This window comes from Caballeronia sp. NK8 (assembly GCF_018408855.1).
Lineage (GTDB): Bacteria > Pseudomonadota > Gammaproteobacteria > Burkholderiales > Burkholderiaceae > Caballeronia.
Window position 1 is genome coordinate 264695 of sequence record NZ_AP024324.1, and the last position, 13501, is coordinate 278195.

Genomic DNA, 13501 nt, shown 5'->3' on the forward strand with positions numbered 1-13501 from the left:
TGCCGGGCCGATCTTTCAAATCAAACGGAGCGAGACGAAATGGCCAAGGTGCTTTGCGTGCTTTACGACGATCCCGTCAACGGCATGCCGAAAAAATACGCCCGCGACGGCGTGCCCGAAATCACGAGCTATCCCGGCGGCCAGACCGCGCCGACGCCCGATGCGATCGACTTCACGCCGGGCGAGTTGCTCGGCAGCGTGTCGGGTGAACTGGGCTTGCGGCGCTTTCTCGAATCGCAAGGACATACGCTGGTCGTCACGTCCGACAAGGACGGACCGGATTCCGTTTTCGAGCGCGAACTGCACGATGCAGAAGTCGTGATCTCGCAGCCGTTCTGGCCGGCGTACCTGACGGCCGAGCGCATCGCGAAGGCGCCGAAGCTCAAGCTCGCGCTCACGGCCGGAATCGGCTCCGATCACGTCGATCTTCAGGCCGCGATCGAGCGCGGCATCACGGTCGCCGAGGTGACGTACTGCAACAGTATCAGCGTGGCCGAGCACGTCGTCATGATGATCCTCTCGCAAGTGCGCAACTATCTGCCCTCGCACGAGTGGGTGAAGAAGGGCGGCTGGAACATCGCCGATTGCGTCGAACGCGCCTACGACCTCGAAGGCATGCATGTGGGCACGGTGGCGGCCGGGCGTATCGGACTGGCGGTGTTGCGGCGCCTTAAACCGTTCGACGTCAAGCTGCATTACACGGACCGTCATCGTCTGTCCGCCGAAGTCGAGCGCGAGCTCAACCTGACGTGGCACGACAGCGTCGAATCGATGGTGAAGGTCTGCGACATCGTGACGATCAACTGCCCGCTTCACCCCGAAACCGAGCATCTGTTCAACGAAAAGATGATCTCGAAGATGAAGCGCGGCGCGTACATCATCAACACCGCGCGCGGCAAGATCTGCGATCGGGATGCCATCGTGCACGCGCTCGAAACCGGCCAGCTCGCAGGCTACGCAGGTGACGTCTGGTTCCCGCAGCCCGCGCCGGGCGATCATCCGTGGCGCACGATGCCGCATCAGGGCATGACGCCGCACACGTCCGGCACGACGCTGTCCGCGCAGACGCGCTACGCGGCCGGCACGCGCGAGATTCTGGAGTGCTGGTTCGGCGCGCGTCCGATCCGCGACGAATATCTGATCGTCGATGGAGGCAAGCTCGCCGGTACCGGTGCGCATTCCTATTCCGCCGGCAACGCTACCAAAGGCTCGGAAGAAGCGAGCCGGTTCAAGGTTGCCTGATTGGGCATAGCCATCGCGCCGCGCGGCGAGACCTCACGCATCGCGGCGTATCAACCAATCTCGTCACAGCGAAATGGAAAATGTATCCGGCGAAGGGATGCGAGCAACGGCTCGCATCATGGCAGGACCTGCGTTGCTCGGCTTTCTTGGGGGCACGGCTGCGATCGGCGTGCTCGGCTTGCTCGCGAAAACCACCGGCTTGCCGCTTCTGATCGCGCCTTTCGGCGCATCGTGCGTGCTGCTTTTCGCAGTGCCCGAGAGCGCGTTTGCCCAACCGAGGAATCTGGTGTTCGGGCACCTGATTGCATCCGCGATCGGCGTAGGCATCTGCGCGTTCGCAGGCATCGGCTTATGGCAGATGGCGATCGCGGTCGGACTCGCCATCGCGGCGATGCAACTGACGCGCACGGTGCACCCGCCAGCGGGCGCGGATCCGCTGGTCATCATGCTGACGGGCGGAGCATCGGTGAAGTTTCTGCTGCTGCCCGTGCTCGCCGGGGTGCTTTGCCTGTTCCTGATCTCGCGCGTGTTCAACTATTGCTTCCGCGCTCGCTAACTGTCGTGCGATACATCCGCGCGATCGCTGTATAGCGGAACCGTCTTCCCGCTGGCGATGCTGTTGCCGACCGCCTGCAGATCGAGCGACGGCGTTTTGGCGAGCAGCACGTAAGCGAGCCGGTTCGCGCGCCATGTGACCGTCTTCATTTCCCCGACCTGACCCGCGCGCACCGGCGCGTCGCCCTCGTTTTCCTCGATCACGCACAGGGCGACCGGATCGCCACGCTCCGGCAGATACACCATCTGGATGAGCGGGCGGTCATGGTAATTCAGGCGCTGCACGCGCTTGAACTTGAGACCGACCTGACGCAGATCCGGAACCGCGATCGGCATGCCGTCGCGCTGGTGGATATCGGCCAGAACCTGCTCCGTGGTGGCCTTGTCGTCCCGCAGATTGGCGACCGTGTCGCGTCCGTAGAGCACCTGATAGTCCGCCACGCTTTGCACCCACGGATCGGCGCCGCGGTTCAACGGATTGTAGCCGCCGAGATAACCGGTGAGCACGCCCGAGCAGACCGCACCCGCGACGAAGGCCGCGGCCGCCCACTGCATCGAAAAGCGGCGCGCGCCGCGTGACGTCTTGCGCTCCTGGGGCGCGCTGACGCTCACGAGCTCCTCGATGCGGCGCGTGAGGCTTTCCGGCACGGGCGGAACCGTTTGCCGGTCGTACGCGGCGCGATACGGCAGGACCGACGCCTGCAGCGCCGCTGCGCGCGCCGCCAGTTCATCGGAGTGCGCGATCGCCGCTTCGACTTCCGCGCGCTGCTCCGGCGAAAGCTCCCCGTCGACGTACGACATCAGCAGTGAATCATCGACATTCATCATAAGGATTCCCCTTTTCTAGTTGTTGCCGTCGAGGCCTGCACGCTGAATTTCTGACCGATCGTAAGCCGCGCGCGCGACAGCCGGCTCATGACCGTGCCGATCGGCACGTCGAGCACCACGGCCGCCTCGCGATAGCTGAGGCCTTCGATCGCCACCAGCACCATCACGACGCGCTGCGCTTCGGGCAGCGCCTCGACCGCGTCGATTACCTGGCGATGCAGCATATCGAGCTCCGGATTACGCGCCGAAGGATCGGCGAACGATTCGATCTCCTCGTCCTGCCAGTCCATGCTGCCGCGGCTGCGGATCGAACGTGCGCGCAATTCGTTCATCCACGTCGAATGCACGATCGAAAACAGCCAGCTCAGCGTCGACGTGCCCGGCTGCAACTGACTGCGCCGCTCCAGCGCCCGCACGCAGGCGCGCTGCACCAGATCCTCGGCGTCGTGCTGGTTCTGCGTGAGCCGCAGCGCGAACCGCCATAGCCGCGGCAACAGCGTCGGCAGGACGGTCGTCAGGTCGTCGTCGTTCATCGCGGCAACTCCTGTGATGGGCGCGCTCATGATTGACAACACTCCAGAAGCCGATCTATTCCGAAAATTTTTCGATTTTTTTTGCGGAATAAGCGGCGGGGGGCGGCTGTTTTCGGGTCACGGATCGCGCAACGGCGCGCACTCGAACCACCGAATAGGAGACAGATCATGGAGACCCTCCTCGACCGGGCCCGGCAGGCAGGCATGGCGGTCATGCTGGACGCGTGCATCGGACGCGAACGTTTTCATAGCATAGCCGGTTCGACGGCAACCCTCGCACGATTTGCGCAGCTTTGCGAAGCACCGGCGGTGAGTCGTAACACGCTTGAAAGCTGGGCTGCGCTTTGCGAACGCGGCGACGTGACAGCCGTGGCGGCGGCGATCCGCCGCGCGCTCGGCGAATGAATCCTGACGTGACTAGTGGTTGATGCGCGACGTTTCAAACGCGTCGAAGCATCGATACAAATTAGGCATCCAAATCAATGCGGCGCATCCAAAGCCCGCAAACCAAGCTTCGCGATCCAATGGTGACGCGAATTTTGCCTGTGCCGCAAGGCGCATTTTTCTCTGGAGACTGACATGGCTGTAGATATGTTTCTGAAGCTGGGCGATATCAAGGGTGAATCTCTGGCGGTGGGTCACACCGAAGAGATCGAAGTGCTGAGCTGGTCCTGGGGTTGTTCGCAGATGGGCACCACGCACACCGGCACGGGCGGCGGCACCGGGACCGCGTCGGTGCAGGATCTCACGATCAGCAAGTACGTCGACAAAAGCTCGCCCACGATCGTGCAGTCGTGCTGCCAGGGCGTGCACATGCCCGAGGCCGTGCTCACGCTGCGCAAGGCGGGCGGCAACGAGCCGGTCGAATATCTGAAGATCACGCTCAAGGAAGTGCTCATCAGCAGCCACTCGGTGGGCTCGGGCGGCGGGGATCAGATTGCCGAGAGCGTCACGCTCAACTTCGCGCAATTCAACATGGAGTATCAGCCGCAGGACAACACCGGCGCGAAGAAGGGCGGCGTGGTGACGGGCAAGTGGAACATCCCGAAGAACAAGTCGGAATGAACCGCCCGCTCACGAACTAACCCACGCCTCTTTCGGACCTCACCATGAATCGCGCAGATATCGCAGCCTGGCTCACCGACCTCTCGCCGGATGTTCCGTGCGGCGAGGACGAAGAGTACAGCGCCGATTTCCGGTCGCTGGAAGAGGCGCTCGCCGGCAAGCCCGACGCCCAGTACGGCGGCACTGTGATCGCCGCCACGCCGCCCGACTGGACGCTCGCCCACTCGCTCTCGATGACCTTGCTCGAACGCACGCGCGATCTGCGCGTGGCGGTGCACTACACGCGTTCGAGCACGGTCCGCGAGGGTTTCATCGGACTGGCGCGTGGCCTTGCGCTGATCGAAGGGCTGCTCGATCGGCACTGGGGCGGCGTGCATCCGCAGCTCGATGCCAGCGACGACGACGATCCGATCGCGCGGGTCAACGCGCTCTCGGCGCTCGTCGACGACGCGGGACTGGTGGGCGATCTGCGCGACGTGCCGTTCGTCGCGCCGCGCGGCCAGCGCGGTTTCGCACTGCGCGAACTCGATGTGATGGCGGGTGAAGCGCCGCTTGTCGAAGGCGACGAGATGCCGACGCTCGCGGCCATCGATGCGGCGTTCGCGCAGGCAGGCATCGACGCAGCGCGGGCGATGGGCGTGGCGCTCGCGGCGGCGCGGGCGTCGCTCGCGCAGATCGAGAGCACGCTGACCGCTCGCGTGGGGCCGGCGCGCGCGCTCGATTTCGGGCCGCTCGCGCGGCCGCTCGGACGCATCGGGGAGTTCGTGGCGGCGCGGGTCGAAGTGCTGGATCCGGATACGGGGGATCGGGGAAGGGTGATGGAGACCAGCAGCAGTGAAGAGGGCGCGGGTTCCGGTCCGGCGACGCATCGAGTCGTCGCGGCCGGTCCCGCAGCGCCCCGGCGCATCGCGAGCGCGCAAGACGTGAGCGACGCGCTCGATGCGATCTGTGCGTACTACGCGGAGTGCGAGCCGTCGAGCCCGTTGCCGGTGCTGCTGCGCCGCGCGCGCAGGCTGGTCGGCAAGAGCTTCATCGAAATCATCGAGGACGTCGCGCCGGACGGCGCGCATCAATTCAGGCATCTGGGCGGCGTCGTCTGAGCGGCCCCGGACACAAGCAAAGCAAAGGAGCAGACATCGTGGCAAAGGAAAGCAGTCAGAAATTCATCGCGCGCAACCGCGCGCCGCGCGTGCAGATCGAATACGACGTCGAAATCTACGGCTCGGAGAAGAAGGTCAACCTGCCCTTCGTGATGGGCGTGCTCGCGGATCTGGCGGGACAGCCCGCCGAGCCGCTCGCGCCCGCCGCCGAACGGAAGTTTCTCGAAATCGACGTGGACAACTTCGACGAACGTCTCAAGTCGATGAAGCCGCGCGTCGCGGTGCAGGTGCCGAACACGCTGACGGGCGACGGCAACGTCGCGGTCGATCTGACCTTCGAGAGCATGGACGACTTCACGCCCGCCGCGATCGCACGCAAGGTCGAGCCGCTGCGGCAACTGCTGGAAGCGCGCACACAACTGGCGAACCTCCTGACCTACATGGACGGCAAGACCGGCGCCGAAGCGCTGATCGCCCGTCTGCTCGAAGAGCCCGCGTTGATGAAGGCGCTCGCCACCCAGCCTCGTCGGAACGACGACGCGGACAAACCCGTCACCGGAGCATGACGCGATGAACGATCTCAGCATCCAGCAACAGGGCAGCGCCGCCGTATTGGACGCGGCGCCCGGACTCGACGACTTCTCCACGCTGCTGCAAAAGGAATTCAAGCCCAAGTCCGAGCGTGCCCGCGACGCCGTGGCGAACGCGGTACGCACGCTCGCCGAGCAGGCATTGCGCGAGACCGGCGTGATTTCCGGCGATGTCCTCGCGACCATCGAGGCGCTGATCGCGCAGATCGATCAGACGCTCACCGGGCAGATCAACCTGATCCTGCACAGCGAGCCGTTCCAGCAGGTCGAGAGCGCGTGGCGCGGCCTGCATTACCTCGTGAACAACACGGAGACCGACGAGTCGCTCAAGATCCGCGTGCTGAACATCTCCAAGGCGGATCTGCACAAGACGCTGAAGAAGTATCGCGGCGTCGCGTGGGATCAGAGCCCGCTCTTCAAGAAGCTCTACGAGGAAGAGTACGGCCAGTTCGGCGGCGAGCCGTACGGCGCGCTGGTCGCGGACTACTACTTCGATCACAGCGGTCCGGATGTGGACCTGCTCACGCAGATCGCGAAGATCGCGGCGGCGGCGCACGCGCCGTTCATCGCGGGCGCGGACCCGGCGGCGCTTCTGATGGAGTCGTGGCAGGAGCTCGCCAATCCGCGCGATCTGACCAAGATCTTCCAGACGCCCGAGCATGCCGCGTGGCGCTCGCTGCGCGATTCCGAGGACTCGCGCTACATCGGCCTCGCGATGCCGCGCTTTCTCGCGCGCGCGCCCTACGGCGCGAAGTCCGACCCGGTCGAGGCGTTCGACTTCGAGGAAGACACCGTGGGCGCGAACAGCAGCAAGTACGCGTGGGCGAACGCATCGTATGCGATGGCGGCGAACATCACGCGCTCGTTCAAGACATCCGGCTGGTGCTCGCGCATTCGCGGCGTCGAGTCGGGCGGGGCGGTCGAGGGTCTGCCGGTGCATGCGTTTCCGACCGACGACGGCGGCGTCGACATGAAGTGCCCGACCGAGATCGCGATCAGCGACCGGCGCGAGGCCGAACTCGCCCGGAACGGCTTCATGCCGCTCGTGCACAAGAAGAACTCGGACTTCGCGGCATTCATCGGCGCGCAGTCGCTGCACAAGCCCGCCGAATACGAAGACCCCGACGCCACCGCCAACGCGAATCTCGCCGCGCGTCTGCCTTATCTGTTCGCGTGCTGCCGCTTCGCGCACTACCTGAAGTGCATCGTGCGCGACAAGCTCGGCTCCTTCAAGGAACGCGACGACATGGAGCGCTGGCTGCAGAACTGGATTCTCCAGTACGTCGATGGCGACCCCACGCATTCCTCCGAAGACACCAAGGCGCGCAAGCCGCTCGCCGACGCGCAGGTCATCGTGGAGGAAGTGGCGGGCAATCCGGGCTACTACACGTCGAAGTTCTTCCTGCGCCCGCACTACCAGCTCGAAGGTCTCACGGTGTCGCTGCGGCTCGTGTCGAAACTGCCGACGGCCAAGGCCGCCTGAGTCGCGCACGTCCGCCCATTGCCCGCAAAAGGAGCCGCCCATGTCCGAACCTTCCGCCCGCGACCGGCTGCAGCCGTCGTTGCTGGACCGCCTGACCGATTTCGAACCGCATGCGCGTCACGAATCCCGCGAGCGTCGCGTGATCTCGGCGCGTGCACTGCGCGACAGCGTGCAGCGCGATATCGGCTGGCTTCTCAACGCGAGCGGTCTCGGCGAGAGATCGAACGCGCAGGGCGCGGCGACGCTGCCGCACGTTGCGACGTCGGTGCTCAACTACGGCCTGCCGGATCTCGCCGGCCGCGACGTCGCCGCGCTCGCCGCGGGCGCGCTGGAGCGCATCATCCGCGACGCGCTGTGGGCTTTCGAGCCGCGGCTCGCGCGGGAATCGGTGCAGGTGACGGCGATCGACGAGGCGAAGGGCGCGGGCGTCGCCAAAAGCGCGCGTGGCGCGAGAGGCGGCCACGTGATCAGCTTCGAGATCGAGGCGGACATGTGGTCGCAGCCATATCCCGAGCGGCTGTTCCTGCGCACGGAACTGGATCTCGAAGCGGGCGAAGTGCGCGTCTGCGATGCGTCGGCCGGGGAGCAGCAGACATGAATCCCGCGTTCCTCAGGTATTACAGCCAGGAGCTTCAGCACGTCCGCGAGATGGGCGGAGAATTCGCCGCTGCGTTTCCGAAGATCGCCGGGCGGCTCGCGCTCGATGGCGTCGAATGCGCGGACCCGTATGTCGAGCGGTTGCTGGAGGGCTTCAGCTTTCTCGCCGCGCGCGTGCAGATGAAGCTCGACGCCGAGTTCCCGCGCTTCACGCAGCATCTGCTGGAACAGGCGTATCCGCACTATCTCGCGCCGACGCCGTCGATGACCGTCGTGCAGTTGCAGGCCGACCACGCGAACCCGCAACTCGCGGCGAGCGCCGATGGCATCGTGGTGCCGCGTCATACGGCGCTGCGCGGCATGCTCGACAAGTCCGCGTCGACGCGCTGCGAATATCGCACCGCGCATGCGCTCACGCTGTGGCCCATCGAGATCGCGCAGGCGAAGTTCTTCACGCATGCCGGATCGCTGAACGCGGCGGCGCTGCCCGCGGGTGTCAAGGCGGGACTGCGCCTGCGTGTGCGCGCGACCGGCTCGCTCGGCTTCGAGCGCCTCTCGCTCGACCGTCTCGCGCTGTATCTGCGCGGCCCGGATGGCCTGCCGGCCAGGCTGCACGAGCGGCTGCTCGCGCATTGCGTCGGCGTCGCGGTGATGCATCCGGGCAATGGCGCGAGCGCCGCAACCACGCTCGCCGTGCTGCCCGGCACGACGCTGCAGCCGCTCGGCTTTGCCGAAGACGAGGCGCTTCTGCCGGTTGGCCGGCAATCGTTCGACGGCTATCGCCTGCTGCAGGAATATTTCGCCTTCGCGCCGCGCTTCATGTTCGTCGAACTGGCAGGCTTGCGCGCTGCGCTGCGTCTTTGCCACGGGCGGGAAGCAGAGATCGTGATCCTGCTCGATCAGGCGGATGCGTCGCTCGAACGCGGCGTCGATGCCTCGAATTTCGCGCTCGACTGCACGCCCGCCATCAACCTGTTTCGCCGCCGCACCGACCGCGTCGCGCTGTCGGACACGGAGTTCGAGTATCACGTCGTGGTCGATCGCACGCGTCCGATGGACTACGAAATCCATCAGATCGACGAAGTCACCGGCTATGGCGCGGGCGCCGATGCGCAGAAGCAGTATCGGCCTTTCCACTGCGCGAACGATCTCGACCTGCCGGGCGAGGGCGGCGCGTTCTATCAACTGCGGCGCGAGGCGCGGCGCGCGTCGGTGCGGCAGCAGCAGAACGGCGCGCGCAGCAGCTACCTCGGCAGCGAAGCGTTCATCGCGCTGGTCGATGCGGCGAGCGCGCCCGAAAGCGGCGAAGCGCGCCAGCTCGGCATCAGCGCGTGGTGCACGAACCGCGACCTGCCGCTCTCGATGCCGGTCGGCGCGGGCTCGACCGACTTCACGCTCGACGCCGAAGCGCCCGTCACCGCCGTGCGCTGCGTCGCGGGTCCGAGCCGGCCGCTGCCTTCGTTCGCGCAAGGGCCGGCGGCGTGGCGGCTGCTCGATCATCTTTCGCTTAACTACGCATCGCTCGTCGATACGAACGAGCAGGAAGGCGCCCGCGCGCTGCGCGAACTGCTCACGCTCTACTGCCCCGCCGATGACGCCGCCGCGCATCGTCAGGTCGAAGGGCTGCGTTCGGTGTCGTGCGCGCCGGTCGTGCGCCGTTTGCCTTCGCCGGGTCCGATCGTCTACGGGCGCGGCCTCGCGATCACGCTGCACTTCGACGACGCCGCATTCGAAGGCGCGAGCGCATTCCTGCTCGGCGCGGTGCTCGCGCAGTTCTTCGCGCAGTACGTGTCGATCAATTCGTTCACCGAGACCCACGTCGCGACGCTCGCGCGTGGTCCGGTCATGCGGTGGCCAGCGAGGACCGGACGATGCGCGACGCTCTGACCATCGACGGCGTGCTCGCCCGCGACGCCCGCCGCTTCGACTTCTTTCAGGCCCTGCGGCTGATCGAGCAGGCGCATGCGGAGCGTCCGCGCCTCGGCCGGTCGCTGTCCGCGCGCGACGACGCCGTGCGGCTCTCGCAAGACCCCGAGCTGATCTTTCATCCGACGACGCTCGGCGACTACGCGCCGGGCGAGGACGGCAAGCCCGGCCGGCTCGCGGTGAATTTTCTCGGCCTGCTCGGACCGAACGGCCCGCTGCCGACTCACCTGACCGCCTACGTGCGCGAGCGCGCGCGCAACGCGAACGATCCGACGCTCGCGCGCTTTCTCGACGTGTTCCATCACCGGATGCTGTCGCTGTTCTATCGCGCGTGGGCGGATGCGCAGCCGGTCGTGAGCGCCGACCGTCCGCGCGACGATCGCTTCGCGGGCTACGTCGGCAGCCTGTTCGGCCTCGGCGCGCCCGCACTCGCCGATCGCGACGCCGTGCCCGATTCCGCCAAGCGTCACTTCGCGGGCGTGCTTGCCGCGCCGACGCGCCATGCCGACGGGCTGCGGCTGATTCTCGCGCGCTTTTTCGGCGTGAACGTGTCGATCGAGCCGTGGCGCGGCCACTGGATCGCGCTGCCGGAGGACGCGCGCACACGTCTTTGCGGCGCGCGGCTCGGCATATCGACGGTCGTGGGCACGCGGGTCTGGGATTGCCAGCACAAGTTTCGCATCGTGATCGGACCGCTCGGCTACGTCGACTTCATGCGCTTTCTGCCGGGCGGCGCGAGCCTCACGAAGCTCGCCGACTGGGTCCGCAACTACGTGCGCGATCCGCTCGACTGGGACGTGGCGCTGCATCTGAAGCGCGAGGAAGTGCCGCCGCTGCGGCTGCAAGGGCATTCGACGAAAGGCGCGCGCCTCGGCTGGAACACCTGGCTCACGAGCGGCGCGCCGGTTCATGACAACCATCGGGTCGTGATCGCCGGGCAGGCGCAAGCGAACCAGAAGCAAGCCAGAAGCAAGGAGACTTCTCATGACTGAAATCAGCCGCATGGCGTTGTTCGGCAAGCTCGATCCGCTTGCCTATCGTGCGATCGAAAACGGCGCAGCGTTCTGCAAGCTGCGCGGCAATCCGTATGTCGAACTGGCGCACTGCGTGCATCAGATTCTGCTCGCGGCGGATTCGGATCTGCGTCGTCTCGTGCGGCATTTCGAGCTGGACCAGGCCGCGCTCGAACGCGATCTGACCGCCGCGCTCGATCGCCTGCCGCGCGGCGCGACCTCCGTTTCCGATATCTCCGCGCAAGTCGATGAAGCCGTCGAGCGCGGCTGGGTCTTCGGCTCGCTGATGTTCAATGCCTCGAAGGTCCGCACCGGGCATCTCGTGATCGGCATGCTGCGCACGCCGAACCTGCGCAACGCGCTCTACGCGCTGTCCCGCCAGTTCGAGAAGATCAGCTTCGATGCGCTGTCCGCACGCTTCGACGCGCTGCTCGACGGCTCGCCGGAAGCGCAGGCTGCACCCGCCACGGAACCGGCCGCGCCGCTCGCGCAGAACGACGCGCTCGCCCGCTACACCGTCGATCTGACCGCCGAGGCGCGCGAGGGCAAGCTCGATCCGATCGTCGGGCGCGATACGGAGATTCGCCAGGTCATCGACATTCTCATGCGGCGGCGGCAGAACAACCCGATCCTGACGGGCGAGGCGGGTGTCGGCAAGACGGCGGTGGTGGAAGGCTTCGCGCAGCGCGTCGTCGCGGGGGACGTGCCGCCCGCGTTGCGCGACGCCGTCGTGCGTACGCTCGATGTCGGTCTGCTGCAGGCGGGCGCGAGCGTGAAGGGCGAATTCGAGAGCCGGCTGAAGCAGGTGATCGAAGCGGTGCAGGCGTCGGACCGGCCGGTGATTCTTTTCATCGACGAGGCGCACACGCTCGTCGGCGCGGGCGGCGCGGCCGGCACCGGCGACGCCGCCAACCTGCTCAAGCCCGCGCTCGCACGCGGCACGCTGCGCACGATCGCGGCGACGACCTGGGTCGAATACAAGAAGCACATCGAGAAGGACCCGGCTCTCACGCGGCGCTTTCAGGTGGTCAAGGTGCCGGAGCCGACCGAAGCGGGCGCGATCGCGATGATGCGCGGCCTCGTGCGCAAGATGGAGCGCCATCACGGCGTGCAGGTGCTCGACGAGGCGCTGGAGGCGGCGGTGAAACTCTCGCATCGCTTCATTCCCGCGCGCCAGTTGCCCGACAAGGCCGTGAGCCTGCTCGACACCGCCTGCGCGCGCGTCGCGGTGAGCCAGCAGGCGCTGCCGCCCGCCATCGACGATGCGAGGCGCCGCATCGAGACGTGGACGACGGAAAGCGAGATCGTGGCGCGCGAAGCGGCGCTTGGCATCGACACGCGGGAACGCGCCGTCGATGTCGCCGCCCGGCTCGACGCCGAACGTACGCGCCTCGCCGATCTCACCGCGCGCTGGGAGACGGAGCGCGCGCTTGTCGAACGCATTCTCGCGGCGCGGCGGGCGATCGAGGCGGGCGGCGAGTCCGTCACGCTCGCCGACCTGAAAGCGCTGACCGATGAACTCGGCGAGCGCCAGGGCGAAGCGCCCCTGATCCTGCCAGGCGTCGACGCGCACGCGGTCGCATCGGTGGTGCAGGACTGGACCGGCATCCCGGTCGGCCGCATGGTGCGCGACGAAGCCGCCAGCGTGCTCGAGCTGGCCGCGACGCTGAACCGCCGCATCGTCGGACAGGGTCACGCGATGGACATGATCGCGCGCCGCGTGCAGACCGCGCGCGCCGGCCTCGACGATCCCTGCAAGCCGGTCGGCGTGTTCATGCTGGCGGGCACTTCGGGCGTCGGCAAGACCGAAACCGCGCTCGCGCTCGCCGAGGCGCTGTACGGCGGCGAGGACAACGTCGTCACCGTGAACATGAGCGAGTACCAGGAAGCGCACACCGTTTCCCTGTTGAAGGGCGCGCCGCCGGGATACGTCGGTTATGGCGAGGGCGGCGTGCTCACCGAGGCGGTACGGCGCCGTCCCTATAGCGTCGTGCTGCTCGACGAGTTCGAGAAGGCGCATCCGGACGTGCACAAGCTCTTTTTCCAGGTCTTCGACAAGGGCCGCATGGAAGACGGCGAAGGACGCGAGATCGATTTCAGCAACACGTTGATCCTGCTCACGACCAATGTCGGCACCGAACTCATCACGCATCTGTGCGGCGGGCGTGAAGCGCCAGCGCCGGAAGACATCGCGCGCTCGTTGCGCGAGCCGCTGCTCGAAGCATTTCCGCCGGCGCTGCTCGGGCGCGTCGCGGTGATCCCGTATTACCCGCTCGACCAGGCGATGCTCGATGCGGTGATCCGTCTCCAGCTCGCGCGCATCGGGCGGCGCATCGGCGAGCGGCAGCGCGTCCACTTCGCCTGGGACGACGCGGTGGTCGGGCAGATCGCGCGGCGCTGCACGGAACTCGCGAGCGGCGGCCGGATGATCGACGCGATTCTCACCAACACCGTGCTGCCGCGCGTGAGCACGGAATTCCTGAGCCGTCTGGTCGATGGCCGCAGCGTAGCGAAAGTCGAAGTCGGCGTATGCGACGGCGAGTTCACCTATTCGTTCGATTGAGGAGCC

At 66.6% G+C, this 13501-nt stretch carries 13 protein-coding genes; 11 read left to right on the forward strand and 2 right to left on the reverse strand.

What is annotated here, in order from left to right; genetic code table 11:
- The first annotated feature begins 39 nt into the window (after positions 1-39).
- Positions 40-1242 (forward strand): NAD-dependent formate dehydrogenase, encoded by a 1203-nt coding sequence (locus tag NK8_RS22810; protein WP_213231283.1) that lies wholly within the window; start codon positions 40-42, stop codon positions 1240-1242.
- Between the two features lie 118 nt (positions 1243-1360).
- Positions 1361-1798 carry an HPP family protein gene (locus tag NK8_RS22815; RefSeq protein ID WP_213231284.1) on the forward strand — a complete coding sequence of 146 codons (438 nt, stop codon included), beginning with the start codon at positions 1361-1363 and terminating at the stop codon, positions 1796-1798.
- On the opposite strand, the gene NK8_RS22820 is transcribed toward NK8_RS22815, so the two are convergent.
- Both NK8_RS22820 and NK8_RS22825 read right to left on the reverse strand, forming a co-directional pair.
- Positions 1795-2625, reverse strand: coding sequence for an anti-sigma factor (locus tag NK8_RS22820; protein WP_225936393.1), 831 nt, complete (start codon positions 2623-2625; stop codon positions 1795-1797). The genes NK8_RS22815 and NK8_RS22820 overlap by 4 nt on opposite strands.
- Entirely contained in the window at positions 2622-3158 is a 537-nt protein-coding gene (locus NK8_RS22825; protein ID WP_213231286.1) for an RNA polymerase sigma factor, read from the reverse strand. Before NK8_RS22825 ends, NK8_RS22820 begins: the two co-directional genes overlap by 4 nt.
- Positions 3159-3326: 168 nt before the next feature.
- Here NK8_RS22825 and NK8_RS22830 point away from each other — a divergent pair, with 168 nt between their 5' ends.
- The 9 genes from NK8_RS22830 (at position 3327) to tssH (ending at position 13495) form a co-directional block, all read left to right on the forward strand.
- Positions 3327-3563 carry a hypothetical protein gene (locus NK8_RS22830; protein WP_162068314.1) on the forward strand — a complete coding sequence of 79 codons (237 nt, stop codon included), beginning with the start codon at positions 3327-3329 and terminating at the stop codon, positions 3561-3563.
- Positions 3564-3737: 174 nt separating this feature from the next.
- On the forward strand, positions 3738-4223 hold the full coding sequence (locus NK8_RS22835; protein ID WP_035498968.1) for a type VI secretion system tube protein Hcp: 486 nt from the start codon (positions 3738-3740) through the stop codon (positions 4221-4223).
- 44 nt (positions 4224-4267) lie between these two features.
- Complete coding sequence (gene tssA, locus NK8_RS22840) at positions 4268-5323, forward strand: type VI secretion system protein TssA (RefSeq protein ID WP_213231287.1); 1056 nt, start codon at positions 4268-4270, stop codon at positions 5321-5323.
- A gap of 38 nt (positions 5324-5361) precedes the next feature.
- Positions 5362-5889: a type VI secretion system contractile sheath small subunit gene (gene tssB, locus NK8_RS22845; RefSeq protein WP_162069012.1), complete on the forward strand. Its 528-nt coding sequence runs from the start codon at positions 5362-5364 to the stop codon at positions 5887-5889.
- A gap of 4 nt (positions 5890-5893) precedes the next feature.
- Positions 5894-7396: a type VI secretion system contractile sheath large subunit gene (gene tssC / locus NK8_RS22850; RefSeq protein WP_225936394.1), complete on the forward strand. Its 1503-nt coding sequence runs from the start codon at positions 5894-5896 to the stop codon at positions 7394-7396.
- A gap of 40 nt (positions 7397-7436) precedes the next feature.
- The gene (gene tssE, locus NK8_RS22855) at positions 7437-7994 is read left to right on the forward strand and encodes a type VI secretion system baseplate subunit TssE (RefSeq protein WP_213231288.1); all 558 of its coding nucleotides are present in this window, start codon (positions 7437-7439) and stop codon (positions 7992-7994) included.
- Positions 7991-9880: a type VI secretion system baseplate subunit TssF gene (tssF, locus tag NK8_RS22860; protein ID WP_213231289.1), complete on the forward strand. Its 1890-nt coding sequence runs from the start codon at positions 7991-7993 to the stop codon at positions 9878-9880. The genes tssE and tssF overlap by 4 nt, the downstream gene beginning before the upstream one ends.
- On the forward strand, positions 9865-10911 hold the full coding sequence (gene tssG, locus NK8_RS22865; RefSeq protein WP_213231290.1) for a type VI secretion system baseplate subunit TssG: 1047 nt from the start codon (positions 9865-9867) through the stop codon (positions 10909-10911). Before tssF ends, tssG begins: the two co-directional genes overlap by 16 nt.
- A complete protein-coding gene (gene tssH / locus NK8_RS22870) occupies positions 10904-13495 on the forward strand; it encodes a type VI secretion system ATPase TssH (protein ID WP_213231291.1) in 2592 nt (863 codons plus the stop codon). The genes tssG and tssH overlap by 8 nt, the downstream gene beginning before the upstream one ends.
- The last annotated feature ends 6 nt before the right edge of the window (positions 13496-13501 follow it).